This window comes from Gracilibacillus timonensis (assembly GCF_900086715.1).
Taxonomy (GTDB): Bacteria; Bacillota; Bacilli; order Bacillales; family Amphibacillaceae; genus Gracilibacillus; species Gracilibacillus timonensis.
In genome coordinates this window covers 1,596,724-1,622,385 of the sequence record NZ_FLKH01000012.1, presented here as the reverse complement: position 1 = coordinate 1,622,385, position 25,662 = coordinate 1,596,724, and the positions used below count along the sequence as shown (strand labels likewise).

The following is a 25,662-nucleotide window of genomic DNA, read 5'->3' as shown; positions in this document are numbered from 1 at the left end:
ATGTGAAGTAACTTTGGCTAATAGGCGACAGTGACGGATTGTTTGAAATGGAATAGTAACATAACGATACCGATAGCAGCGAGAGCAAGCAAGAAGATGCCAATAGAAAAAATAGTGATAAAACCTGTAAAAAGAAATAAGGATATCGCCATCAATTCACCGGGGATATGTTTTTTAGGAAAGCTGATGCCTGCCAATAGCATACTGATAAAGATAAGAAACCAATAGATGATAGCTGGTACGGCAGTAATGACTGCTGGTGAGATCAAATAACTAATCATAAAAGCACTGATCCCCAGCCATAGCACAGCCTGAACGATCAGAAAGAAATGGTCTTGCTTGTGTTTCTGCCATAGTAAATAGCCTGACAGTGATAACAACAGCCATGATAATAAGAATATACCAATCATGTTAATCCCTCCCTCGTTACAGAATCATGAAAATAAAAAGTGAAAGCCTATAACGATGAAGGGGCTTTCCCTTTTTGATACATTCCATTGAAAAAGTCATTCATTGGAAGTATTAGTTATCTTTAATTTCATCAATAGAACGAAGGTGATCAGTACCATCAAGGTAGGCAGTAAATTAGCGGCTAGTAACTCGGTCATCATTAAATCGGCGCTGATAATCTCGGGGAATAAATAGGTGACGATAAGAAATACGACAGCACCAGTCAAAGCGGGTGTGATTGCGATGAAGTTTTTCAACTTGCCCTTGGGTGGATCGAAAAAGGTTCTCAAAATCGCATAAAGGGCTACAAAAACAACAAGAAACAACAGTAGCGTTTGTACAGATTGCAACTTTATTCACCTCCCATATTTACCATAGTATATCATACCTATACAGCGCTTTCAATTTAACTTTACAGGATGATATAAATCATAGCTGGGTCTAAGCGAAGGGATCACTTATCTCCGCTTAGACCCAGTCTCATTTTACAATTCCATTATTCTTTTCTCTGCATCTTGTAAATATCGTTCTAGTTCTTCTGTTGTTAGATAAGGTACGCTGCCGTAAAAAACATGATCGATTACTTCGACGTCATTCCCATTAAATAACCATCCAGATGTCAAGGTGCGAATCGGTGCGGTTAATGGATTTTCTTTTCCGTCTATTTGCTGTGGCTGTCCTGTTGGTGTGAAAAATAAAGCACGTTTTCCTGCAAATTGATCGGCGACTGTTTCATCATCAAAACTGTAGGCAAAGCCATGCTGAAAGACACGATCAAAATACCCTTTCATCATTGCGGGCATACCGTTCCACCAACTTGGAAAAATATAAAGATACAGGTCACTCTCTAGCATATATTGCATTTCTGCTTGCACATCTGCGGGAAATTCTTTATTCTCCCTTACAAAGACATCATCTTCAATATGAATCATCTCTGGCCCCGTTAAGATCGGTTGAAAGTCCATTTTATAGAGATCCCTTACGTTTACTTGATAACCTTTAGCCACTAATGTCTTGGTGATGCGCTCCAATAAGGCATGTGAGAAACTTTCTTCTCTTGGGTGACAAAATACAATCAATGCTTTCATAGCAAGTACTCCTTTTGTTCAATCATTCACAAGTATTATTTACAGGATATCATAAATAGGTAAGGAGTTCAATATAATTATGTGATATTATTCACATTTAAAGCTTTCATCATCATAAGCGTTAGTTGTCTATGATGCTAACGCTTATGGGTAGCTTCAGATTCAGCTATCTCTTTCTTTTTTTCGTAGATGACCTCGATGATAAAGGGGGCCAGAGAAGCTATCAATGCAATATACAATCCATATTCTTTAGGAAGGGAATAAATACAGACTGCCAAAATGATAAATATTAGCAGTTTCACTTTCCAAAGATAAGTTTTTTTCTTCAGCATTGATCAGCCTCCTTATAATAATCGGCTTCTGTTCGTTATAAGCGAATGCCATGATGGAGCGCGCAATTTACTGCGGTATCAATGATTTATTTCATCCTGTCCATCCCAAAATACCTTCTTTATATGTAGTAATTTATTCACATGATAACATGTATAATATTTGATGTCATCTGATGGAGGGAAAATAGTTTCATGATTCATAGGGGTACTATAGAGCCATATTTTTAAAATCAATTTAACACTGTGATAAAATAAAAAAATGATCTATTTAGTGAAGCAAATAGTATCTTGAAATCATGTCTCATGGATCAAACGAGGTGTTATCAGGAAATAATGCGAGCAAAGATTTGCTTGTCACACGTTTTTCTTAATTCTTGTAATATTGTTATTTCCTGCGTATGTGTTTGCCGTAAATAGGATTGCCATTCCATTATTAAATAGGAAAAGGGTTGCTGTAAATAAGACCTAACCAAAAGATTCAATAAAACAAGTTGACAAAGCAATACCTACATGGTAAACTATGTTAGGTAAATTAAATATGATCACTTAAAAGACAAGTAGAAGCACCCGCTTCTCACCTGATTGACGCTTAAGGCAGTTGACAGGTAACAGATCCGAGCATTTAGTAATGAAATGAGGACGTGTGGGTGCCGTATGTGTACCGACGCTTTTTTTATGGAAAAATGACACTTGTCTAGTACCATCGATCATGTTTCATTACGTTTTTATTATATTTCGGAGGTGGCTGATTATTAGCAAAGATATGAATGTCAATGAGAATATTCGTGCACGTGAAGTGCGTCTCATTGATTCTAACGGGGATCAATTAGGAGTAAAATCTCGTCAAGAAGCATTAGACATCGCTCAAACAAGAAATCTTGATTTAGTATTGGTGGCGCCCAAAGCAAAACCGCCCGTATGCCGAATCATGGATTACGGTAAATACCGTTTTGAGCAGCAAAAGAAAGAAAAAGAAGCACGCAAAAAACAAAAAGTGATCAACGTGAAAGAAGTTCGACTTAGCCCAAGCATTGAAGAACATGACTTCAATACCAAGTTACGTAACGCACGTAAATTCTTGGAGAAGGGCGATAAGGTAAAAGTATCGATCCGTTTCCGTGGTCGTGCGATCATGCACAAAGAATTAGGTCAAAAAGTGCTGGAACGCATGGCGGAAGCATGTAAGGATGTTTCAACGGTTGAACAGCGGGCGAAGATGGAAGGTCGCAGTATGTTCCTTATGCTTGGACCAGTAAACGAAAAGAAATAACTCGCTATTCGTGCGCGTAGTTAAATAGATTCTAGTTTCAAGGAGGAAGTAATCATGCCAAAGATGAAAACACACAGCGGTACAGCGAAAAGAATGAAAAGAACAGGTTCTGGGAAGCTCAAACGTTCCCACGCATATACAAGTCACATGTTCGCCAACAAGTCGCAAAAGCAAAAGCGTAAGTTACGTAAATCAGCGATTGTGTCTGCTGGAGATCAGCGACGTATTAACCAAATGCTGCCTAAATAAGGTAGTCAAACGTACAACAAAAAAAGGAACAACAGATTCGTTGATTTATACAGGAGGGGTTTAAAATGGCACGTGTTAAAGGTGGAACAGTTACACGTAAGCGTCGTAAACGTATATTAAAGTTAGCTAAAGGATATTATGGTTCGAAACATGCACTATTCAAAACAGCAAAACAACAGGTAATGAAATCAGGTCAGTATGCATACCGTGACCGTCGTCAGAAAAAACGTGATTTCCGTAAGCTATGGATTGCGCGTATTAACGCAGCGGCACGTTTAAATGATCTTTCTTACAGCCGTTTCATGCATGGCTTAAAGCTTGCTGGTGTAGAAGTAAATCGTAAAATGCTAGCAGATATTGCCATTAACGACGAAAAAGCATTTGCACAATTAGCAGACCAAGCAAAATCTGCTTTAAAATAAGATACTCAAGGGCGCTTCACATGTGAGTGAGGTGTCCTTTTTTCGTGTTAGAACGCAAAAAAGCGGGAACAGAAGAAATTCTAATCTTTTTTGCTGGAGCTAAAGTATATGTATGATGATTGAGAAATTATGTAATACGTGATATGATGTAAATATAAGATGACTAATATTAAATGAATTGCATATACTGATTACCAAAAGGTGGTGATTAGTATTGAGGAGAAAAGGAGGATACAGTATGGATACTAACACTCCTGTGAAAAGATCTGCAAAAGCGGTTAGAGAAGATTTACATGGACGTGAATTAAGAGCTATTTCCAAACAGATTGATATTACTAAATTAAATGATCAAGAGGTATTGCCTGTAGACTCTCTAGGAAACGTAGATATTCAACCGGACCATCCTGATTATAAGTATTGGACGGAAGATGATTGATGAAAGAAGGCTATATTTACCGATTACGGTTCCCATATGAAGAAAGGCAGGAGGCGAAAATGCGTCCTGTCTTAATTATTGTCCTATCCGATGATGGAAATCAAGCTTTAGGTTTAAAAATAACAGGCAGTCCGCGTTACAATAGAATTCCAATTATAAATAGTCCTTATTCAGGGTTAACCAAAAGATCATATGTACAATTTGATCGCTATAAAAAGTTTAAAAATATTCATATAAAAGAAATTGGAGTTTTGAGCAAACAAGATTTTAAGAATATAACACGAACATTTATAAAATATCACGATTTATAAATAAAATAATATTTTATTACATATTTCCTCCCCACTTGAATGATTCCGCTGTGGTAAAGCGAGACTTATCAGGATGTTTATGGATCGTTGTTTTCCATATCCACGATGGATTACCTCCTCTATAGCCGGAAAACTCATGAACCCTTAACGCTGTGGTAAATCGTATTTGATCGTTGATTTGTTGAAATTCATAAGTGAAGTCACCTTTAGATATCCTCTTCTTTTCCATCTCCAGTCATTTTCTTACCTTTCTATATAAGTTAAGTTGAATTAAATAATGTCTTATGAATCTGATAGTGCTCTTGATCTATTTATGCGGTATGATCAGGAGATTATGCGAGCAAAGGCTTGCTTGTCACACGTTTTTGTTACATTTATAGTTCAACTTATGTAGAGAAAAAATACCATGAAACAAAACAATCTCCCAAACCGTATACATCGTTACCAGCATAAAAAATGAGGGATGATAATGGATAAAGGACAAATTCTATTTGTTATATTAATGGGATGGGCTGTGCTTATTTACGGGGGACTTACCTTTTTGATTGCCAAGAAAAAGGATCTCTCCTTAATTAACGGGTTTATCAATCGTTCGGAAGAAGAAAAGAAGTATCTTATGGAAAATGGTTATGTAGATGCCATCGGAAAGCTGTTAACCTATAGCTTTTTCTTATTTTTGCTTAGTTATATTTTAGGGATCTTCCAAGTGCCATATGGCGTATCAATCGGTATAGGCATGTTTTTATTGGTTGTGATGGCTGGTATCGTATGGATCAATCGCTACGAGGTACCAGCTAAGCGTAAAAAAGGCTACTGGATTAATGGCAGTATCGCCGTGGTGACGATTGTATTTGTTGCTGTTTTAACTGGTTATGGATATGTGACAACCGAGATTACCGTAACCAATGATGGCATAACGATAGATGGTATGTATGGGGAAGAGCTTGCTTGGGAAGAGATTCAAACCGTGGAGATGATGGATCAAGCGCCAACGATTACGGCAAGGACCAATGGATTTGCGATGGCCAATCAATGGAAAGGCAGGTTCCTGGTTGAAGAATATGATTCCTCGGTTATCTTGTTTATTAGTGGTGAGCAGACGCCTTATCTTTATATAGAAACCGATCAAGATACGATTATTTTCAACCGTTCAACGGCAGAGGAGACAGAAGAGATGTATCAAGCAATAACGACATATAAGGATGGGGAAACATGATTATTTATTTGGCACTTATTAATTATATCGCATTTATTATGATGAAAAGGGATAAGCGTAAGGCAGAAAAACAAAAATGGCGCACACCAGAAGCCCATCTTTGGCTGGTGGCCCTGATTGGCGGAGCCTTCGGAGCAACATTGGCGATGTTTCAATTTCGACACAAAACCAGGCATCTACTGTTTCGTTTCGGATTGCCGTTGTTAACGATTGTGCAGATTGGATTGATTATTTATTATTTTAACTGAAGGGTAGCGTCATTCTTTTCCTGAAAAAGGATGTCTGCGAAGACAAACAGCCTGTCTGCATAGCCTTTACAGGTATAATCCCCTCCAAACCATCATAAGATGGAAGGGAGGGGTGATGGGAATGACGGTGGAGTTTATCAGTCAATTAGAGGTGAAGGAGAGCTATGTATTCGTAGCACCAGTGTTATTTATTCTCGTGCATTTGTTGCGCCCCATCTTGTTTGTACCAGTCCTAATGGTTTGTGTGACTGGAGGAATGGTATTTGGTTTCGCAGCAGGAAGTATTTATTCCATCATTGGTTTGGTGGTCTCCAGCATTGGGTTTTATTGCTTGATCAAGCTATTACCAATGCTAGAAAAGTCATGTAGGAAGATGGAAGAAAAATGGTTGAAGAATCAAATCCATTTAAACACCCTCCAAATTATGATCTTACGTATGCTGCCATTTATGCATTTTCATTTACTGTCCTTTTGTATTTATAAAAAATCTCGTAATTTTGCTTCTTATTTATGTACCACGCTTATATCCGTAATTCCGGTTGCCATCTTATACACATTGCTAGGGCAATCGATTCAAGCTGTGTCCATTTACTATGCCATACCGATCATTGCGCTAATGCTGTTATTAACATACCTTGTTCGCAGAAAGCAAGCGATCATCAAATGGCACCAATTCTTTTCAGAGACTGCTGCTTAATCTTATGGAAGCAGCAGTCTATTCATCGGATAACGCCACTCAATCTTGGCATGTGCATAACGAATCAATATCTCTTGTTCTAAAAAATACATATCTTGCCGCTCAAACCGATTTAAATTCTCAGGATTATGGATATGCATCACGATGTTTGTCACTTCAAATGCGTCCTCCGTCGCACCTACATACTTTTCCCCTTCAAACAAATATCCTTTATACGCAATAAAGAAATTTCGCTTAATATCATCATTTTGATCTAAAAAATAAAAATCTTTTCGCTTCTGGGCTAGTGCTAGCTTACGGTTAGGGCTAATCCAGTATTGATATCCTGTATATAATAATACAATGATAGCTGCTAAAATTAATACCCGAAAAAGAATGATGATCATCCTTCTCCACCTCCTGACGATAAAAGGGCTCGTTACATTATGTACGAATGAGTGGAAGCATTGGTTTCAAAAATATCATAGAATCATGTTATAATAATAGAAGTTGTTCCAAAGAGAAAAATTCAGCAAGACAAAAGGAGTATAATATGAACTGGAAGACACTTTTCGACATGCAGAAAGAATTGGACCACTATATTTTAACACAACATGACTTGCAAACGGAAAATATTTTTGATAAAAAGGTCTTAGCACTCTTAGTAGAGATTGGTGAACTCGCTAATGAAACACGTTGCTTTAAATATTGGAGCATCAAACCGCCGAGCGAGAAATCAGTCATTGCCGAGGAGTATGTAGATGGGATTCATTTTATCCTATCGCTTGGTTTAGATCTTGGACTGGACACCTATGAATCAGACGATAAAGCAAGCGATCATGATGTAACCACGTTGTTTCATCAAGTATTTCAGGCAATAACAACCCTGAAGGCAGACAAATCGTTGACGACCTATCGAACCTTATTCGATACATATGTAAGCCTTGGTCAGGTTTTAGGTTTTTCTCCCGAGGATATAAAAAAAGCCTATATGGATAAGAATAAGATTAACTTTGAACGACAAAATCAAGGTTACTAAATGGCAGGAGGATGTAGGATATGACAAACAAGGAACAGTTAGACATGTTAAAAGAATTAACGGATGCAAGGTCTATCCCTGGTGATGAAAAAGAAGCGCGTGAAGTAATGAAAAAATGGATTACCCCGTATGCCGATCGGGTGTATACCGACCATTTAGGCAGCTTGATCGCGGAGAAGAATGGCGACGCTAGTGGTCCTAAGGTGATGGTTGCTGGACACTTAGATGAGGTTGGTTTCATGGTGACAAGAATTGATGAGAAAGGCTTTGTCTATTTCCAAACCGTTGGCGGCTGGTGGGGACAGGTTATGCTAGCTCAACGAGTGACGGTATTGACTAAAAAAGGTGATGTGACTGGTATTATCGGCTCGAAACCTCCGCATATTTTATCAGCCGAAGCCCGCAAGAAGCCCGTTGAAATCAAGGATATGTTTATTGACATCGGGGCAACGAGTAAAGAAGAAGCAGCCGATTTTGGGGTGAAACCAGGCGATTCGATCGTCCCGTATTTCGAATTTACGCAGTTAAAAAATGAAAAGTTGTTATTGGCGAAGGCATGGGATAATCGAATTGGCTGCGCGATTGCGATTGAAGTATTACGTCGCTTGGAAGGACAAGATCATCCTAACCGTGTCTATGGTGCGGCAACGGTTCAAGAAGAAGTCGGATTGCGCGGGGCGAAGACGTCTGCTTATACGATTGAACCAGATATTGCTTTTGGGGTGGATGTAGGAATTGCTGGTGACACACCAGGCGTATCCGATAAGGATGCAGATAGTAAAATCGGAGAGGGCCCACAAATTGTTTTATACGATGCAAGCATGGTATCTCATAAAGGTTTAAGGGATCTGGTTGTTGATACAGCCGATCAGCACGATATCCCTTACCAATACACGACCATGCCAGGCGGAGGTACAGATTCAGGTTCGATTCATTTAACAGCTAATGGGGTACCGGCCTTGTCGATCACCGTAGCTACGCGCTATATCCATACGCACGCAGCAATACTGCACCAAGATGATTTCGAACATGCTGTACAATTAATTGTGGAAGTGATCAAACAATTGGATAGTAAAACAGTGAAACAACTTACCTTTGCATAATGGCGAAAAGACGTACCAACTTTTATAAGTTGGTGCGTCTTTTAATGGAACGATATTTCCTTTTTAAAAAGTCTTGCCTTTTACTCTTCCGGTTCTACCCGCAGCTCGATTTCCTCTTCGCCCGTATCCCGAAGTAAATCGTAGCGATACAACTTATACACCTTCGTTTGGTCTGCTTTATCGGTTGTTTTGGTATAATAGAGCCAGTTTTCGTTTGTCTTGGCGTTTTCGCTGGCTTCATCGATATGCAGCCTTTCGCCTTCTTCCTGATTCGTTAAGTCAAACCAAACATAATCGTATAAATAGTTTTCCCCTTCATTAAAGTTTATAATGGTTTGATACAGCAGCTTGTTCTCCTGTTCTAGCAACACAAATTCACTGATAGGCACTTGATTATCTGGTTGGGAAACGACGGTCATTTCCTTAGGCTGATCGATCGCCATTTCATAGATTCTTTCAGTAGCTTCGAACATCGAGTCTGGTGATACATCTTCAAAATCATCCGGTAAAATCATATAAAGTTTCTCGCCATTTTCGGTTATCTGAAGGGATCCTGGTTCATAGGCGTCAAAGTCATGTATCTTTTCAAAGTTGCCATCTTTTGTTAGTGTGTAGAGGGCAGAAGCAAAAGAGATAAAGCCTGGTTCTGGTTCTCCCTCTGTACTGACATGCACCCCGCTTACTATCATGTGTTGCTCCGCTTGATCATAGAGCAGGTTGGTTATATAACCCCTTGCCTCAAGGTTTGTCGTCAGCTCTTCTTCTTCTACGTCATAGGTCAGTACATTACTGTGCACCAATTGAAATTCTTGTTCTCCTGGCGGGGCCTCTGGCGGTCCATTCGTTAGTATAAATGAAACCTCTGATTCACCTGTGAAAATGGGACTCATTATTTTTAGATTTTCGTCCGCTTCATAGAGTTTATGAACGCCGCCATTTTCTCCTTGTAAATAAAGGGTTTCCGTCTCATCTGCTTTCATGACGTACAACGGCTGGTTGTGATTTATATCATATTCTCCGGTAAAACTAGGTTGAGCATTGATTTGAGCATTGTATAAGATACCCGTAACAATCAATCCTGCCGTTATCACGAGAATGATACTAAAGGTAATGAGCAATCCCTTTTTCTTCATCTGGTCGTCCTCCTTTGTTGCAAAGCGATCTTAGGCGTCGAATGATAGGGAAGCAAGTAAAAATGGCAGCCATAGAATAGCGCTGAGCATTCCGAGCGATAATACTAAACTTCCTAAAGAGGTCTTGGGATAGCGTCGAGCTAGTAATACTTGTGCACTATAGAGTATGATCCAACCGATTATCGGTCCCAAAAGATAAAAAAACATAGTCTGCGGTGCGCCAAAGCCGATCGCCATGGCATAGATATAGGCGGCGGGGAGTATGGTTAGGATGCCTAATGTGATATTGACCGCATGAATCACGCGCCTTGTTTTTTTGTTGCTGGTGTTGGTCGGATAAGTGAGTACGGTTCGGTAAAGCAGGAATACATTTAGAATCAATATTAGCAAATAGGCGACAAACAACACGCCATTGTTTCCAGATAAGAGACTCCCATTCCAAAGTAACAGCAGGAAATTCAATAAGAGTGCTAATCCCAGCCACAGCTTTCGGTTAACTGGAAATTCCTTATTCAAAGCGAAAAACAAGACAGCGGAGTGACCAATGATCCCGGTTAATGAATAAAGCAGCACTACCTGTTCCGCCATCATCATATACAGGAATTGACCAATGGTGAAGATAAATCCTAGCAGTGCCAATAGTAAAAGCAGTTCTTTTCGATAGGGGAACATTGCCTGCTGGAATTGATCACCTAAATCTGCTTCTTTACCAAAGGATTTCATTGCCATCTGATTAGCCTCCTTTAAGCCTTTACCTTGTTCTCGGTGCTCATCACGCAAGATCGTTAAATGAATCAGCATTTCCTCATATAAATCGTCGCGATCGGCTTTATTGCAATCTGTGTGAGCGACAATTCGTTCTACGTAGGTTTCTAATTCCTTACTCATAGGACGCACCTTCGTTGATGCGGTCGAGCAAGTTATTTAACGATTGCCATTCTTGTCGTTTTCGTTCGAGTTCTTTTTCCCCTTTGTCGCTTAAATGATAATATTTGCGTCGGGTACTGCCATGCTGACTCCAGTAAGATGTCACCCATTCTTTTCGTTCGATGCGTTTTAATGCGGGGTATAGGGTCCCTTCACTCATCAAGTAGCTTTCCTCGCTAAATTCATGCAGCTTTTGAGTCATTTCATAGCCATATAAGTCTTGATTGGTCAGCAGGGATAGTAACAGCATATCAATACTACCCTTCATCATTTCCTTATCCATTTTGTTACACCTCATTTCTTTTGATTTTTTTCATTATAAATCTTACTACATCGTAATGCAAGGGTGGGACTTTAAAAAGGTTGTGAAGTTTATTAGGTGTTTGTCATATAGAAATGACGACCAAAATTCCAGGGGGGAAGCCGCCGAAATGCTCGTCATACTGAAAATGACGACCAAAATCCGAGGAGAAACAGTCAAAATGGACGTCATTCGGAAAATGACGTCCAAAATCTGAGGAGAAACAGTCAAAATGGTCGTCATTCGGAAAATGACGGCCAAAATCTGAGGAGAAGTCGCCAAAATGGTCGTCATTCGGAAAATGACGTCCAAAATCTGAGGAGAAGTCGCCAAAATGGCCGTCATTCGAAAAATGACGACCAAAATCTGAGGAGAAACAGTCAAAACGGACGTCATCAATCGAGGCCATATGGATATACTTCCGTCTCCAGATATAAAAAAGACCCTCGCTCTTGATAGAGAGGGCTAGCTATGGCTACTACAAGTTTGCAGGTTATCCCAGGTAGGTTCCTAGTACTTTTTTGACATAATTCTGAGTTTCGCTGAATGGTGGAATGCCGTTGTATTTATCTACATTACCCGGACCAGCGTTGTATGCAGCTAAGGCTAGTGTCTTATTGCCTTGATAACGATCCAGCATTTGTTTTAGATATTTCGCACCACCTGTAATATTATCGACAGGGTTAAAAGGGTTAGTGACACCCAAACCTTGAGCCGTACCAGGCATTAATTGCATGAGCCCTTGTGCACCGGCATGGCTGACGGCATTAGGATTATAATTAGATTCCGTTTGAATAACGGCATCGATCAATTTGGCGTCTAGATTAAACTGGTTAGCCACCTGCTCCACAATGGTGGATATATCATTATTAGCATTAGAAACGGGCGCTGGGTTACTGTTTTGTACCGTTATTTTTGGCATAACAGCTGTATCACCAAGCTGACTCCGGATGGACATACCTGTAGCGAGCTGGTCATTCGTTAAGTATGTACTGCTCAGTTGTGGTTGACGGAGAGGAGACATAGCTGTATTAGATTGCAATATTTTCCGGATTGTTTGTCCAAATGGAGAGCTAACCGGACTGGTCGAAGTCGGATTTTGTATATTTGTCATTGCCTGTGTTTGGATCAGGTGATTATATGCGTCTATGTTCATCGTGGATAACCCCTTTTAAAATCAAACTAACTATGTTAAATATACCCTTTTTTATCAGGAAAGGCAATGATTATCAATGCTTTTCTTGTAAGATAGGAAAGTATATCATTTTGCATGAATAAATTCTTATTCAGGAACAGCCGTGTCCAGCTCCAAGCGCCAAACTTTAGAGATTTCACGACACGCCCTACGATAAAGAAGACTTAGCGACTGGCAAGCCAACAGGCGCAGACAGAGCTAAAGTCGCACTTATGCCCTGCGGGTGAAAGTCAACATCGACTCCTCACGTCGCCGTGTTTCCTTTATCTCAGTTGCGTCTCTCCAATCTCTACATTTTTAAGAGGGCGCTTTCCGCTTTTCGTTCATAAATGGCACGTCCAAAGCAAAGTGTTCCATCTTTATATAAATTTTTTTCATTTTTCTCTTGAGCAGCACGTTACGTGTTGCTTTATACTTAAGAAAGTAAAGGTGAGGTGAAGCGATGTATACCATTGGAAAGTTATCAAAGAATTCGGGAGTGACGGTAAGAACATTGGATTATTATGGTGAAATTGGGTTAATCGAACCTACATCAAAGACGGAGGGAGGATATCGCTTATACAGTGAGGATGATGTCATGCGTTTAGAGCGTGTTTTGGCATTAAAATATATGGGCTTTTCACTCGAACAAATAAAAGAAATTCTGGAAGATTCCACTTCGACCTGGCAGGAATCGATTCAACAGCAGCTTGAGTTGATAAAAAAAGAACAAGAACGCTTGGAGACACTAGAAAAATCATTGCTGGGTGTTTCGTATGCAATTGAAATAGAGGGAGAAATTAATTGGCAGATCATTTTTAGCATTATTAAAATGTATCAACAGCATCCAGAAGAAACATTAAATCCTTATGCAGATTATTTAAATAGCCAAGAAATGAAAAGAGTTATGGATATGAATGTGAAGAATATGAGTGAAGAAGATATCAAAAAGTGGATAAATGTTATCCATGATATGAAAGATAACTTGGATCTTGACCCGGCTTCAGAAAAAGCACAGCGGCTGGTAGAGGATTGGTCAAATCAGGTAGAGAGTATGTTTGGGAATGATGAAGAGTTACTTCTAGATATGTGGGGGGCACTGCAAAACTTAAAAGAAGGCATTGTTTTTTATCCCATGAACAAAGAAGTTATTCAATTCATTGAACGTGTCTTTATGGCAAAGGAGGAGGAATTAAAGAATGATACTTGATGTAAAAGGGGTTACGAAGGTCTTTCGTGGTAAAGGTAAATCTGAAAATGTAGCTAATGATCATCTTACATTTCAGATTAAGGAAGGGGAAATATTTGGACTTCTCGGTCATAATGGCGCGGGTAAAACAACATTAGTTAATCAAATAACAGGACTTCTAACACCAGAAGAAGGAAATATAGAGCTGCTAGGTAAATCGGTTACGGCTTCACCTGCCAGGGCACGATCTTTATGTTCCGTGCAGCCACAGTCCCAAGTACCATTGGGCCTTTTAACGCCAAAACAGGCAGTTACGTTGATGGGGAAAATTCGAGCAGGGAAAAAGTTTGACCCAAAGCGAGTAGAACAGCTTTTTGAGGTGTTGGATATCCAAGAGTGGGCGAATACAGAAGGTGAAAAGCTCTCAGGTGGCATACGTCGTCTAACAGCCTTTTGCATGGCGGTGGTTACCCCGGGTGAATTAGTTGTTCTTGATGAGCCTACCAATGATGTGGATCCAGTTCGCAGAGGTTATCTTTGGCAGGTCATACGGGATTTGACTCAGAATGGAACTTCCGTAATTTTGGTAACACACAATGTCTTGGAAGCGGAAAAGGCCGTTAATCGTGTGGCGATTATGGATAAGGGAAAGATATTGACCCAAGGAGATCCAACGGAAATAAAAAGCTTAGTGGAAGACAAGATGCGTATGGAGCTTAGTCTAGGTAAAGAATTAAAGCATATAGAGCTTCCAGATTGGGTACTATCACCACGACAAAATGGCTCCCGTCTTATTTTTTCTTTAAATTCGTCGGAAGTATTAGCCACCATAGAGTGGGCAAAGAATCAGGCAGATAAAGGTATTGTTATGGACTATACCTTGTCTCCAACCACCATTGAGGATGTCTATATTAAGTTAACCTCTAACAAGGAGGCGGTTTCGTAATGAATATTCTCAGCCATTATAAGTATGTGTTTCAGATGCAGTTTATTAGAAATGCCGGATATTTTATTTTTATGGCATTGCTGCAAATTCTGATATCGATAGGAATTGTCATTGGATTCACCTATCTGATCCCAAGTCCAAGTACGGAGACGATCCTATTTTTGGCTACCGGTGCACCGACGATTATTTTGATTACGGCAGGGATGGTGATTTTACCTCAACAGGTGGGTGGTGCAAAATCAGATGGGTATATGGAATTTATGCGGACCTGGCCTGTTAACCGTTCTGTCATTCTTAGTGCAGATACGACCATTTGGCTATTCATTACCTTACCGGGAATTGTCGTTTCCACGATGGTTGCGCATTTTTTGTTTAGTCCGGGATATGATATTTCATGGACGGTAGTTCCAGCATTGTTGATGATTGCATTAACCTCCATCGGTGTAGGGTATGGATTTTCTTATTTATTGTCACCAACGGCATCCATGGGTATTTCCCAGCTAGTTATATTTGGAGCACTGATGTTTTCTCCAGTGAATTTTCCAATGGATCGATTGCCGGAATGGCTCCAATCTCTCCATGAAGTATTGCCGATTTATTCCATGGCAGAAGTGATGCGTGCCTCCTTGGCAACCTCTACTTTTGAAGCGACGATGGGAAATTATCTAAATTTATTGGTATGGTGTATCTTAGGATTTGGAGGTGCTATGTTTATTTTGAATAGGAAATAGGTGTATACGATCAAACAAAGCAACGTACCAGCCATGATACGTTGCTTTATTATTGTTATTGCCCTTGCTGCACGACATGTTCCAATGTTTCCAATACCTCTGTTTTATCTGCTTGATCTACTTCATTCCAGTATAATTCAAATAATACACCAAGCCCTGGCAGCATTTTTTCTTCACCGCTTTGAATAGCGTCAACGATCGTTGCTTCTAATTCGTCGGCGGAATTACCACTGACATTAGACATAATCGCCTTACGTAAGTTTAAATCCATTTTTTCTTCACCCACCTTTTATCTTTAGCTTGATCTTTTCGTTTTAGTTTGACCTACCTGTCTTATAATATGTATGATAGTAACATCAAAATAAGAGGAATGAACCGTATGTTAACATCCGTAAAAAATGAAAAAGTGAAGCAATGGCGCAAATTGCACAAGAAAAAAAGTCGGGATCAAACGAAAACGTTTATTGTGGAAGGATTCCATTTAGTGGAAGAAGCCCATTATAGCGATTGGGAGATAGAGGAAATCATTTACCAAACAGGTGTGGAAGTACCCGAAGCGTGGATTCACTATCCTTGTCATGAGGTAAGCGACCATGTGATGGATGCTGTCAGTACCACCCAAACACCACAAGGCGTTATCGCGGTGGTAAAAAAGAAGCATGCGACAAACAGAGTGATCAAGCGTGCCTTATTAGTCGATCAAGTACAGGATCCAGGTAATTTGGGCACCATGATCCGGACAGCAGATGCAGCGGGATTTGACACCGTCATGTTAGGAAAGGGAACCGTGGATTTATTTAATGACAAGGTGCTACGCAGTACGCAAGGCTCGTTATTTCATCTGGAAATTCTCGAAGTTGATCTATTAGAGGAGCTAGAAACATTAAAAAAAGCAGATATAACGGTGTGGGCAACTGGACTAGACAATGCCAATTATTATCACCAATTACCCGTTCCCAATAAATTAGCGATCATTGTCGGAAATGAAGGGGCAGGTGTCAGCCCAGATTTAATGGAGCAAGCCGATCAGCGTGTCAACATTCCCATTCATGGGCAAGCAGAATCGTTAAATGTCTCCATCGCCGCCGCTATTCTGATGTACGAAACGGTGAAAAAATAGGAAAATGAAAAAGAAACTTGCAACATCACTGGCAGTTGCTTATAATAGGAATATTACTAACATTATTTTAATGGCTGTGAAGGAGTTAGTACATGTGTGACCCATCGTTTGCAGGAAGGAGACACCTTGGATTGGAAGTGTTTCTAACGATCACATATCGAATTTCACTCTGGAGCTGACACTTAGACCTTGTTTACCTAACAAGTAAAGGTGTTCCGGTTTATACCGTTATCTTGATAACTTGAGTGGATATAGCTGGTGATGCTGTATCAACAAGGGTGGTACCGCGAAATTAATAGCCTCGTCCCTTTTTACAGGGAGGGGCTTTTTTTATTGGAAGTCATCGTGTATCAATAGAAGGTATGTTTCAAGAAACGAACAGTCATCCATAAAAGGAGGTAACAATCGATGAAAGATCAATTAGAAGCTTTACAGACAGAAGCTGTAGAAAAAGTTACTCACGCCACGACGTTAAAAGAACTGCAAGACGTGAAGATTGCCTATCTAGGGAAAAAAGGGCCGATAACGGAAGTGCTAAGAGGTATGGGCAAATTATCCAAAGAGGAGCGCCCAGTGATAGGAGAAATGGCCAATACCGTTCGAGGAGAGATTGCTACCGCGATTGAGGAGAAACAAACGGCAATCGAAGCAGCCGAATTAGAGAAGCAGTTGGCAGCTGAAACCATCGACGTCACATTACCTGGACGTCCTGTGCCAATTGGTGGACCCCATATTCTTACCTCCATCATTGAAGAGATAGAAGATCTGTTTATCGGCATGGGCTTTGAGGTTAGAGAAGGGCCAGAAGTGGAAACCGATTATTTCAACTTTGAGGCATTAAACTTACCAAAAGAACACCCGGCACGTGATATGCAGGACTCGTTCTACATTACCAAGGAACTGTTGATGCGTACCCATACGTCTCCGGTACAGGCACGCACGATGAATGCAATTGAGGATAAACGACCGGTAAAAATGATTTGTCCAGGTAAAGTTTATCGCAGAGATACCGATGACGCGACTCACTCTCATCAGTTTACACAAATTGAAGGACTATTAGTCGATAAAAATGTGCGTATGAGTGATTTGAAGGGTGTTTTAAATCATTTTGCCAAGCAAATGTTTGGCGAAGATCGTGAAATCCGTCTTCGTCCCAGTTTTTTTCCGTTTACCGAGCCTTCGGTTGAAATGGATATTTCTTGTAAGGTGTGTAAAGGAAAAGGTTGCAGTGTATGCAAACAGTCAGGCTGGATTGAGATTTTAGGTGCTGGTATGGTTCATCCTCGTGTTTTAGAAATGGCAGGATACGATCCAGCAGAATATAGTGGTTTTGCCTTTGGGATGGGGCCAGACCGGATTGCTATGTTAAAGTATGGCATTCATGATATTCGCCATTTCTATACGAATGATGTCAGATTCTTGAAACAGTTTCACACCAAGTAAGGAGGAGCTAGCATGTATGTATCATTAAATTGGTTAAAAGAATATGTAGATATAGACCAAGTCAGCCCGAAAGAATTAGCAGAACGCATTACGAAAACAGGTATTGAAGTAGATGGTCTAGCGTACTTTGCCAAACCATTGGAAAAGGTTGTCGTAGGTTATGTAGAATCCTGTGAAAAACACCCCAATGCCGATAAACTAAACTTGTGTCAGGTCAATATTGGAGAGGAAAGTCTGCAGATTATTTGTGGAGCACCAAATATTGCACAAGGACAGAAGGTAGCCGTTGCTACACCGGGAGCCATATTACCTGGTAACTTTAAGATTAAGAAGACCAAACTACGAGGTGTAGAATCCAACGGTATGATTTGCTCCTTACAGGAGTTAGGTGTGGAAGAACAATTTGTCCAAAAGGCATTCGCCGACGGCATTTATGTATTTCCTGATGATGCCGAAATAGGTACCAATGTGACGGAATTATTGAATCTGGATGATACTATTATCGACTTAGATATCACACCTAATCGATCGGATGCTTTGAGTATGTTAGGTGTTGCTTATGAAGTCGCAGCGATTTTGGATGTGCCGATTCGTTTGCCACAGTCGAATTATCTGACAACAGATCAAGCAGCGGAAGATTTTCTATCGGTAAAAGTAGAAGCAGCAAAACAAAACCCTTATTATGGAGCGTTCTTAATCAAAGACCTGCAAGTGAAGCCATCCCCGCTCTGGATGCAAAATTACTTAATGGCGGCTGGCATCCGTCCCATTAATAACGTAGTTGATATTACCAACTATGTACAGTTGGAACTCGGTCAGCCGCTACATGCCTTTGATTTCGACAAATTTGGCTCTGCAGAAGTAGTTGTCAGGATGGCAGAAGACGGAGAGAAGATCACAACACTTGATGGTCAGGAGCGTTCCTTGACCTCAGACCATTTAGTGATTACCAATGGCAAAGAACCAGTAGCTTTAGCTGGGGTGATGGGCGGTGCTGATTCAGAGGTATCGGACCAAACGAAAAGTGTCTTATTAGAGGCAGCCTATTTTGAAGGGCCAACCGTTCGCAAGGCAGCAAAAGACTTTGACTTACGAAGCGAATCAAGCACCCGTATGGAAAAAGGATTAGATCCTAATAGAGTATCTTTGGCAGGACAACGGGCATGCCAATTATTTCAAGAGCATGCTGGAGCAACCATCTTTTCGGGACTTGTCGAGCATGATACATTAGATTATTCGGAAAAGATTGTAAGTGTCCAGGCTTCTGTGATCAATGATCGTTTAGGAACGGAGATTAGCGAGGAAGAAATTGCCGAGATTTTGCGTAAATTGCATTTTAATTATGACCAAGATGGAGAAGTATTTACGGTTTATATCCCAACTCGACGCCAAGATATTGTTATTTTTGAGGATATGTTAGAGGAAGTAGCACGCATTTATGGATATGATCATTTGCCATTCACTTTACCTGCGGGGGCTGTGCAAGCAGGAGGGCTAACAAATAGGCAGCAGCTAAAACGTGATATCAAGCAACTCTTGGAAGGTATGGGCTTGTCTGAGACGATTACGTATTCGTTAACGAGCAAAGAACGTGCTACACAGTTGATTAGTCCAGAAGTAGCAGATGAAATGGTCTCTCCAGTATCGCTGGCTATGCCGATGAGTGAAGATCACAGTACCTTGCGTTTAAGTAGTTTGCCCGAATTATTAAGCTCTGCTTCGTATAATACGGCGAGAAAACAGGGGAACCTCGCCTATTATGAAGTCGGTAGTGTGTTTATTTCACAGCAAGAGCAGCTAACGGATCAGCCTGAAGAACGACTGCGTTTATCTGGTTTATTGACAGGAGAATGGGTCAACCACCCTTGGCAGCAAGAGAAAAAAACGGTGGATTTCTATGTTGTAAAAGGAATGATCGAAGAGCTATTTGCAACATTGCAAATCGATGCCACCTATCAACAGGCTAGTTTGTTGGATATGCACCCAGGCAGAACTGCCCAGCTTTTTATTGGAGATCGTCCGGTAGGTTTTCTAGGTCAAATCCATCCACAATTGCAAAAGAGTTATGATCTAAAAGAAACCTATGTGTTCGACATTGATCTGGATTATTTATTAACGATCCACGATAATGAACCGAGCTTTGACAAGATCCCTCGCTATCCGAGTGTAACAAGGGATATTGCGCTTGTCGTTGATGAAGCCGTACCTGCTGGTGCATTGCAGACTACTATTCAGCAAGCAGGTGGCGCGCTATTGCAAGATGTTCAAGTCTTTGATGTTTATCAAGGAGAACATTTGGAAGTAGGTAAACAATCCGTGGCCTTCCGTTTATTTTATCAGGATCCGGATAGAACGTTAACGGATGAAGAAGTCGAAGCCTCTTACCAAGCTATTCTTACAGCGGTGGAAGAGCAGCACCATGCCTCATTAAGGGGATAACTAATGGATAGCCATATCTGAAGTGGGTATGGCTATTTTTTATATAGAAAGAATATCATCTTGACAATAATAGGTGTTCGCAAGGTTTTGACCTAAAAAACGTTTCTTCTAGCCAAGATGCCAATCATGTCAAGCAAATTTGTTATTATTTTGTAGGATAAAAAAGCATTCTCGATATTATAGGTTGTGGAACGATTTTGACTTCGAACGAACCTGTGTGCCGATAAGACGGATTATGTAAAGTAAGGAGTTCACCTATTCCATGTAATAAAGTTGATTGTTTGTTTGTGCTAGGAAGCGCTCCGAAAATAGGTTTCTATTTTACCCACAGGGTATGAGTCAACAAGCGATTCGAACACAGAACGCTCTTATTGTGTTTCCTATACTGCGAGGCATTTGGTTTAGCCTCATGAGTCAGCAAAGATCGTTTCCTGCGGGGTCTTCACACTGCGCTTTTCTCTGTTTGGCTACAAGTGTCAAAAACTAGACAACTTCCCGACAGCGCCTACGCTAAAGAAGACTTGCTAGAAGTGTTGACCTGCACTATTCTTATCTCAAAGTGATCCCTAGTAAGGTTCACATTATTATCTTATCGACACTGTATTTGGAATGTGGCTATCTATCCTGGCAAAAAGGACAAAGAGTTCAACGCGCTTCAGAGTTTTCTAATATATCTTGGAACAAACAGTCAACAATGTGTATTTTTCCATTATGCTAACCTATTATCTTTATTTAATGCTGAATTCTTGTAGTAATGTTCGATATGATATAAAATATTTATATTAAAACAGAAAATAAATATAAATGTTGTTAAGAAAGGAAGGTGTTGGTTGTGCTTGAATTGTCGATGAATGATCCAGAACAGTTGCGAAAGGTGACCCATGCCTTGTCGGCAAAGGTGCGATTACAAATGATTAACCTGTTAAACAAGGACAATCTTAATGTGCATCAGCTATCACAGGAGTTAAACATTCCTGTTTCTACCGCAGCTTCACATGTGAAAGTCTTAGAGGAAGCCTCTTTGATTAATACAGAACTTCGTCCGGCGAGCCGAGGGGCGATGAAGGTATGTACAAGGAATTTCGATGATATACATATTATTTTAAATCAGCAAGTGAAGCAGGCAAGTCAGACAGAGTGTTATCAAATGGAGATGCCGATTGGTCAATTCTCTGATTTTCAAGTAGCTCCTACATGTGGAATGGCTAGCCGAGACGGGATTCTATTTCCTGAAGATGAATCGGTGTATTTCTACAGTCCGCTCAAAAGTGAGGCGCAGATTATTTGGACTCGTAAAGGATACTTGGAGTACACATTTCCTATTATTTTAGAGAAACAAGTAGAAATTAAAAACATTCAATTTTCCTTAGAGATATGCTCAGAAGCACCAAACCATGATCATAATTGGCCCTCGGATATCACGATTTGGGTCAATGGAGTGGATGTAGGTACATGGACAAGTCCAGGTGATTTTGGTGATCGCCCAGGAAAATTGAACCCTCCCTATTGGGCAGAATCAACCAGTACACAGTATGGTAGCTTGAAAACATGGAAAATAACCCAAGAACAAACGATGTTGGACGATATTCGCTTATCCGATGCGACGATAGAAGATTTGCATTTAATGGATCAGAATTTCGTTACCTTTCGTGTAGGAATTAAAGAAGAAGCAATTCATAAAGGCGGATTGAATGTATTTGGTAAGGAATTCGGTGATCATCCACAAGAAATCGTAATGAGAATAGATTATAAGTAAGATGAATAATCCCTTGTCATTAATATAATGGCAGGGGTTATTTAGTTTATACTAAAATAAGAAAAATGATTGGTATCGTAAGATGTGGAATCATTTTGACATGGAACAAATCGCGATATCGATAAGTTGGATAATGTAACGAGTCCATCTATGCCATATAGTAAAGTTGTCTACTTATAACCCCTCTTTATCAGTAGTCAGCATTTTCTTTTGATGTTATAAGTAGAATGAAATCACTTCTCATGGATCTGAAAGGCGTTTGAATAGTCATTCACACGAATGGACCAAACATAGATCAAACGAGGTATTAGCAGGAAATAAAGCGAGCAAAGACTTGCCTGTCACACGTTTTTGTTACATTTATAAGTTCAACTTATATAGTAATAAAGGACCGGGCGAGGGTTGTTCGGTTTTCTTAAACATCCAAATTACAAAAATAATGTATTAAAACATATAATATTCAATTTTTCCATTGACATGTCCGTTTTGAAAACGTATACTTTAGTTAATATTACAAATATCCTATAAATAAACATAATATTTGTAATATAATAAGTTGCTTCCGGTTAGGAGGAATTATTGGTATGAAGGAACGATGGAAACCAGTTTCTGTAGTCGTTTGTTGTCTCTTTCTCTTAACGGCTTGTTCTCATTCTTGGTTATTAAGCGGGGGTTCGCCGAATCAGGGCGGGGAAACCTCTGATGGGAGGACAGAAGTTGTCATGTGGAATTTGTTTGGTGGAGGTGATGCGGAATATATGCAAGATATTGTAAACGCCTTCAACGAAAGCCAATCAGACTATTATATCCATAATATTATGCAGGAAAATGCGGAATATTACACGAAATTACTGACAAGTATGGGGGCAGGCAGGGGACCTGATATAGCGATTGCTCATGACTATGTATTAGCTGAATTCGTTAATCAGGACTTGCTTTTTGACATTGGAGAATTAGATCAGGAAGACGTCATGCAATGGGAGGATTTTAATCAAAACATTCTTCAGTCAACGGTATTTGATGATAAACATGTCGCGGTGCCTATTGATACTCATTCGCAAATTATGTATGTCAATAATGAGCTTGTTGATGGAGCAGGGTTGTTAAATGAGGATGGCTCAATCGATATGGAAGAATCGCCGCAAGGTTTTGTTGATTTTTTCGTCACCTTAAAAGGAGAATTGGATGGGGAGCAGATGCCTTTTGCTTTGTCAACGAATGGAAGTGATCCATTTTGGTTATGGTGGACCTTCTATACACAACTTGGTGGAGAGCATATCCTGTCTGAAGAAAGCATCGATGACACTAGTTATGCACTAGAGGAGGACAAAGCCATCGAAGCAGCTGAGTTGGTTCGAAGTCTCTTTCAAGAACATGAGGTGATTCCATTAAATCAAGCCGATTTTTATGGGAACTTCCAATCAGGAAAGTCTGCAGTAATCACTACGGGTGTATGGGCAACAGGAATTTGGGAGACCACTGATGGGTTAGATTTTACACCGATGCCGATTCCAACTCTTTTCGATGAAGAAGGGGCGTGGGGTAGTTCACATACGCTTATTCTTCCAGCAAAAGATGAGGTGAATGAAGAAGTGGTACAGGGTGCTATTCAATTTTTGGAATTTGCTACAGACCACGGGGAAATGTGGGCGAAAGCTGGACATATACCTTCCAAAGATACCGTAGTAGAATCAGAAGCTTTCCAATCGATACCTTATCGAAGTGATTATGCCGAAGTTGCCGACTATGTCAATTTCTTGGATCAAACGATTTATACCAGAGGTTTACAAACTGTCATGCAAGAAAACCTGGATAGGATTTGGTCTGGTGATATATCTCCTGAAGAGGCTTTTGACCAAATAGAGAGGGATGTAGAGGATCTAATCGATTAATCCTGTTCGATGGTAGGGATCGACAGAGAGGAGTATAAACATGAAGAAATCTTGGAAACAAGAACTAAAGGCAGTACCATTTCTATTACCTTTTTTTATCGCCTATTTCTTATTCACCATTTTGCCAATTTTTAAAGGAATGGAAATGAGTTTGTATGATTGGAACCTGGTAGGGAAATTAGATTTTGTCGGTTTGGCTAACTATGTGGAGATGTTTACGGATAATGACTTTTGGCGTACGTTGTGGAATACGACCCTGTTTGTTATTTTGACAACACCAACTATGGTCATTTTAGCACTCGTGTTGGCTCTGTTAGCAAACTTAAACAGTAAATTGCAAACTTTTTTCCGCAGTGCGTACTTTCTTCCAAGTATTTTGTCGGTATCGGTCATTTCCTTCTTAGCGATATTTATGCTGCAACCTTATGATGGGTTAGTGAATAATGTGATTCAATCATTAGGTATGGATATCGAACCTTTTTGGATGGCTGATACAGTACTTGCCTGGTTTTCCATTGTAGGGGTTACTCTATGGTGGACCGTCGGGTTCAATATGATTTTATACTTAGCAAGCTTACAGGATATACCGGAGAGTCTATATGAAGCAAGTGAAATAGATGGCGCAACCAGATGGGAGCAGTTTAAATACATCACGATGCCACAATTGACACCGATAAGCAGAGTCATTTTGCTATTGCAAATACTGGCTTCTTATAAAGTGTTTGCCCAGATTCTCTTGATTACGGATGGTGGACCGGGTGGTGCCACCAAGCCATTGATTCAGTACATTTATGAGATAGGCTTTACTCAAAATAATCTGGGTTATGCCGCTACGATGTCCTATGCTTTATTCTTTATCTTGCTAATTCTTTCGATTATTCAACTGCGTTTTCAAAGATCGGAGGAGGATTAAATGAGTCAACATCGTTCTAAATTGTTACAAAGAAATAGAGATCCGTATCATGGTTTAAAAATCACGATTGGATGTCTGGTTGCTGCTGTATTTTTGCTACCGATTATTTGGATGTTGTTTGTCTCCGTAAAGCCGGATGGGTTTATGACCTCCAATCCTATAGAGTGGTTTACGCCGCCTTATACGATTGGTAACTATATTCATTTAATCTTGGATAGTTTGATTTTACGTTGGCTGATGAACAGCTTTATTATCGGTATTTTTACCACGGCAATTACGCTGGTGATCACTTCCTTAGCTGCTTTTGCGATTTCACAAATGAAGTTTCGTTTCAAACGGACCATATTTGTATTCTTTTTGTTAGGGTTAATGATCCCAGGGGAGGCAACGATTATTCCATTGTATGAAATTGTGAAGGCGATGAATATGATTGATACGTACGAAGGGCTGATATTGCCTATGGTGGCTTCACCAATTGGGGTCATTATCTTGAAAAGCTTCTTTGACGGCGTACCAAAAGAGATTGTGGAAAGTGCTAGAATTGATGGCTGTTCTTACTTTACACTTTATTATAAAATTGTTTTACCTTTAGCAAAACCAGCTTTAGCTGCAATTGGTATCTTTACTTTTATTGGATCGTGGAATAATTTCTTATGGCCATATCTCTCGATTTTGTCAGAGACATTGTATACCCTTCCAGTAGGGCTACCAGTATTTAATTCGGCCTATTCACAAGCCTATGTATTACCAATGACGGCCAATGCGATTGCTTCCTTGCCAGTCATTGTTGCATTTTTAATTTTTGAAAAACAAATTGTAAAAGGAATTAGTTTTACAGGAATCAAAGGATAAGAAAGG

Annotated in this window: 31 protein-coding genes and 2 other annotated features; of the genes, 20 read left to right on the top strand and 11 right to left on the bottom strand. The window is 40.0% G+C overall.

The window, feature by feature from the left end; genetic code table 11:
* Positions 1–17: 17 nt before the first annotated feature.
* From BN6556_RS18880 to BN6556_RS18865, 4 genes are all read right to left on the bottom strand, one after another.
* Positions 18–410 carry a hypothetical protein gene (locus BN6556_RS18880; RefSeq protein ID WP_066194672.1) on the bottom strand — a complete coding sequence of 131 codons (393 nt, stop codon included), beginning with the start codon at positions 408–410 and terminating at the stop codon, positions 18–20.
* Between the two features lie 96 nt (positions 411–506).
* Positions 507–800, bottom strand: a complete 294-nt coding sequence (locus tag BN6556_RS18875) for a hypothetical protein (RefSeq protein WP_066194669.1) — start codon at positions 798–800, stop codon at positions 507–509.
* Between the two features lie 135 nt (positions 801–935).
* Positions 936–1,538, bottom strand: a complete 603-nt coding sequence (locus tag BN6556_RS18870) for an NAD(P)H-dependent oxidoreductase (RefSeq protein WP_066194666.1) — start codon at positions 1,536–1,538, stop codon at positions 936–938.
* Between the two features lie 137 nt (positions 1,539–1,675).
* Complete coding sequence (locus BN6556_RS18865) at positions 1,676–1,870, bottom strand: hypothetical protein (protein WP_066194664.1); 195 nt, start codon at positions 1,868–1,870, stop codon at positions 1,676–1,678.
* 549 nt (positions 1,871–2,419) lie between these two features.
* Positions 2,420–2,550, top strand: a sequence feature (ribosomal protein L20 leader region).
* Between the two features lie 83 nt (positions 2,551–2,633).
* Between BN6556_RS18865 and infC the strand changes: the two genes are divergently transcribed.
* The 8 genes from infC to BN6556_RS18820 all read left to right on the top strand — a co-directional run bounded on the left by infC (position 2,634) and on the right by BN6556_RS18820 (position 6,719).
* Positions 2,634–3,140 (top strand): translation initiation factor IF-3, encoded by a 507-nt coding sequence (gene infC, locus BN6556_RS18860; protein ID WP_066194663.1) that lies wholly within the window; start codon positions 2,634–2,636, stop codon positions 3,138–3,140.
* Positions 3,141–3,194: 54 nt separating this feature from the next.
* The gene (gene rpmI / locus BN6556_RS18855) at positions 3,195–3,389 is read left to right on the top strand and encodes a 50S ribosomal protein L35 (RefSeq protein ID WP_066194660.1); all 195 of its coding nucleotides are present in this window, start codon (positions 3,195–3,197) and stop codon (positions 3,387–3,389) included.
* A gap of 65 nt (positions 3,390–3,454) precedes the next feature.
* Positions 3,455–3,811, top strand: coding sequence for a 50S ribosomal protein L20 (gene rplT, locus BN6556_RS18850; protein WP_066194657.1), 357 nt, complete (start codon positions 3,455–3,457; stop codon positions 3,809–3,811).
* A gap of 238 nt (positions 3,812–4,049) precedes the next feature.
* Entirely contained in the window at positions 4,050–4,247 is a 198-nt protein-coding gene (locus tag BN6556_RS18845; RefSeq protein WP_066194652.1) for a hypothetical protein, read from the top strand.
* A complete protein-coding gene (locus BN6556_RS18840) occupies positions 4,247–4,558 on the top strand; it encodes a hypothetical protein (RefSeq protein WP_066194649.1) in 312 nt (103 codons plus the stop codon). Before BN6556_RS18845 ends, BN6556_RS18840 begins: the two co-directional genes overlap by 1 nt.
* A gap of 469 nt (positions 4,559–5,027) precedes the next feature.
* Positions 5,028–5,774, top strand: coding sequence for a DUF3784 domain-containing protein (locus tag BN6556_RS18830; RefSeq protein WP_066194639.1), 747 nt, complete (start codon positions 5,028–5,030; stop codon positions 5,772–5,774).
* Complete coding sequence (locus BN6556_RS18825) at positions 5,771–6,022, top strand: DUF1294 domain-containing protein (RefSeq protein ID WP_066194636.1); 252 nt, start codon at positions 5,771–5,773, stop codon at positions 6,020–6,022. Before BN6556_RS18830 ends, BN6556_RS18825 begins: the two co-directional genes overlap by 4 nt.
* A 121-nt stretch (positions 6,023–6,143) precedes the next feature.
* Complete coding sequence (locus BN6556_RS18820; protein ID WP_078060164.1) at positions 6,144–6,719, top strand: TVP38/TMEM64 family protein; 576 nt, start codon at positions 6,144–6,146, stop codon at positions 6,717–6,719.
* A 2-nt stretch (positions 6,720–6,721) separates the two neighbouring features.
* Here the strand turns inward: BN6556_RS18820 and BN6556_RS18815 are convergent, their stop codons facing one another.
* Entirely contained in the window at positions 6,722–7,105 is a 384-nt protein-coding gene (locus BN6556_RS18815) for a sigma-w pathway protein ysdB (RefSeq protein WP_066194633.1), read from the bottom strand.
* A 146-nt stretch (positions 7,106–7,251) separates the two neighbouring features.
* Here BN6556_RS18815 and BN6556_RS18810 point away from each other — a divergent pair, with 146 nt between their 5' ends.
* On the top strand, positions 7,252–7,737 hold the full coding sequence (locus BN6556_RS18810; protein ID WP_066194630.1) for a dUTP diphosphatase: 486 nt from the start codon (positions 7,252–7,254) through the stop codon (positions 7,735–7,737).
* A gap of 20 nt (positions 7,738–7,757) precedes the next feature.
* Positions 7,758–8,840, top strand: a complete 1,083-nt coding sequence (locus tag BN6556_RS18805; protein ID WP_066194628.1) for a M42 family metallopeptidase — start codon at positions 7,758–7,760, stop codon at positions 8,838–8,840.
* 80 nt (positions 8,841–8,920) lie between these two features.
* On the opposite strand, the gene BN6556_RS18800 is transcribed toward BN6556_RS18805, so the two are convergent.
* From BN6556_RS18800 to BN6556_RS22685, 5 genes are all read right to left on the bottom strand, one after another.
* Positions 8,921–9,973, bottom strand: a complete 1,053-nt coding sequence (locus BN6556_RS18800) for a hypothetical protein (protein WP_066194623.1) — start codon at positions 9,971–9,973, stop codon at positions 8,921–8,923.
* 30 nt (positions 9,974–10,003) lie between these two features.
* Positions 10,004–10,861, bottom strand: coding sequence for a hypothetical protein (locus BN6556_RS18795; protein ID WP_066194620.1), 858 nt, complete (start codon positions 10,859–10,861; stop codon positions 10,004–10,006).
* Positions 10,854–11,183, bottom strand: a complete 330-nt coding sequence (locus BN6556_RS18790) for a PadR family transcriptional regulator (RefSeq protein WP_066194615.1) — start codon at positions 11,181–11,183, stop codon at positions 10,854–10,856. Before BN6556_RS18790 ends, BN6556_RS18795 begins: the two co-directional genes overlap by 8 nt.
* Before the next feature lie 103 nt (positions 11,184–11,286).
* The gene (locus BN6556_RS22005) at positions 11,287–11,610 is read right to left on the bottom strand and encodes a hypothetical protein (RefSeq protein ID WP_148436816.1); all 324 of its coding nucleotides are present in this window, start codon (positions 11,608–11,610) and stop codon (positions 11,287–11,289) included.
* Positions 11,611–11,694: 84 nt separating this feature from the next.
* A complete protein-coding gene (locus tag BN6556_RS22685) occupies positions 11,695–12,357 on the bottom strand; it encodes a lytic transglycosylase domain-containing protein (protein WP_066194612.1) in 663 nt (220 codons plus the stop codon).
* Positions 12,358–12,838: 481 nt separating this feature from the next.
* On the opposite strand from BN6556_RS22685, the gene BN6556_RS18780 reads away from it, so the two are divergent.
* From BN6556_RS18780 to BN6556_RS18770, 3 genes are read left to right on the top strand one after another with little or no spacing between them, the layout of a single operon-like run.
* Entirely contained in the window at positions 12,839–13,585 is a 747-nt protein-coding gene (locus BN6556_RS18780) for a MerR family transcriptional regulator (protein WP_066194609.1), read from the top strand.
* Positions 13,575–14,510: an ABC transporter ATP-binding protein gene (locus BN6556_RS18775; RefSeq protein ID WP_066194605.1), complete on the top strand. Its 936-nt coding sequence runs from the start codon at positions 13,575–13,577 to the stop codon at positions 14,508–14,510. The genes BN6556_RS18780 and BN6556_RS18775 overlap by 11 nt, the downstream gene beginning before the upstream one ends.
* Positions 14,510–15,241 (top strand): ABC transporter permease, encoded by a 732-nt coding sequence (locus tag BN6556_RS18770; protein ID WP_066194603.1) that lies wholly within the window; start codon positions 14,510–14,512, stop codon positions 15,239–15,241. Before BN6556_RS18775 ends, BN6556_RS18770 begins: the two co-directional genes overlap by 1 nt.
* Before the next feature lie 55 nt (positions 15,242–15,296).
* On the opposite strand, the gene sspI is transcribed toward BN6556_RS18770, so the two are convergent.
* A complete protein-coding gene (gene sspI, locus BN6556_RS18765) occupies positions 15,297–15,512 on the bottom strand; it encodes a small acid-soluble spore protein SspI (RefSeq protein ID WP_066194601.1) in 216 nt (71 codons plus the stop codon).
* Positions 15,513–15,620: 108 nt separating this feature from the next.
* Here sspI and BN6556_RS18760 point away from each other — a divergent pair, with 108 nt between their 5' ends.
* From BN6556_RS18760 to BN6556_RS18730, 7 genes are all read left to right on the top strand, one after another.
* Positions 15,621–16,361: a TrmH family RNA methyltransferase gene (locus BN6556_RS18760; RefSeq protein WP_066194598.1), complete on the top strand. Its 741-nt coding sequence runs from the start codon at positions 15,621–15,623 to the stop codon at positions 16,359–16,361.
* Between the two features lie 67 nt (positions 16,362–16,428).
* Positions 16,429–16,673: a binding site (T-box leader), on the top strand.
* 96 nt (positions 16,674–16,769) lie between these two features.
* Positions 16,770–17,804 carry a phenylalanine--tRNA ligase subunit alpha gene (gene pheS / locus BN6556_RS18755; protein WP_066194595.1) on the top strand — a complete coding sequence of 345 codons (1,035 nt, stop codon included), beginning with the start codon at positions 16,770–16,772 and terminating at the stop codon, positions 17,802–17,804.
* A gap of 12 nt (positions 17,805–17,816) precedes the next feature.
* Positions 17,817–20,243: a phenylalanine--tRNA ligase subunit beta gene (gene pheT / locus BN6556_RS18750; RefSeq protein WP_066194592.1), complete on the top strand. Its 2,427-nt coding sequence runs from the start codon at positions 17,817–17,819 to the stop codon at positions 20,241–20,243.
* 832 nt (positions 20,244–21,075) lie between these two features.
* On the top strand, positions 21,076–21,999 hold the full coding sequence (locus BN6556_RS18745) for an ArsR/SmtB family transcription factor (protein ID WP_066194589.1): 924 nt from the start codon (positions 21,076–21,078) through the stop codon (positions 21,997–21,999).
* 584 nt (positions 22,000–22,583) lie between these two features.
* Positions 22,584–23,891 (top strand): extracellular solute-binding protein, encoded by a 1,308-nt coding sequence (locus tag BN6556_RS18740; protein ID WP_066194586.1) that lies wholly within the window; start codon positions 22,584–22,586, stop codon positions 23,889–23,891.
* A gap of 40 nt (positions 23,892–23,931) precedes the next feature.
* On the top strand, positions 23,932–24,804 hold the full coding sequence (locus tag BN6556_RS18735) for a carbohydrate ABC transporter permease (RefSeq protein ID WP_066194584.1): 873 nt from the start codon (positions 23,932–23,934) through the stop codon (positions 24,802–24,804).
* Positions 24,805–25,656, top strand: a complete 852-nt coding sequence (locus tag BN6556_RS18730; RefSeq protein WP_066194581.1) for a carbohydrate ABC transporter permease — start codon at positions 24,805–24,807, stop codon at positions 25,654–25,656.
* Positions 25,657–25,662: the final 6 nt, after the last annotated feature.